The organism is Phormidium sp. CCY1219 (assembly GCF_055795085.1).
Window position 1 is genome coordinate 1 of the sequence record NZ_JAYFEQ010000573.1, and the last position, 257, is coordinate 257.

1 protein-coding gene is annotated in these 257 nt (G+C 47.1%); it reads right to left on the minus strand.

What is annotated here, in order from left to right; translation table 11 throughout:
- Window positions 1-50 precede the first annotated feature (50 nt).
- Window positions 51-236, minus strand: coding sequence for an RRXRR domain-containing protein (locus tag AC0QH1_RS16080; RefSeq protein WP_442957321.1), 186 nt, complete (start codon window positions 234-236; stop codon window positions 51-53).
- Window positions 237-257 lie beyond the last annotated feature (21 nt).

A 257-nucleotide genomic window follows, 5' to 3' on the forward strand; every position in this document is an offset into this window, starting at 1 on the left:
CAGGTTTGAGACACGATAATTGACAATTGTCAATTGACAATTGTCAATTATCAATTATCAATTATCAATCGGCAGGGTTGGGGAGTCTCCTCGACGGTTTTCTTAAGGACAATCGTGAAGGGAAAACGACGGTAGATGGCCGCTTTCCGAGCCTTCAACAACCGCCGTGCCGTGCCGGGGGAGCAAGGCGTTAGCGGTTTGAGTTGGGTGTCGAGTACGAAAACAAAATTAGACATGGTGTTTGTCTCTAACTCCGA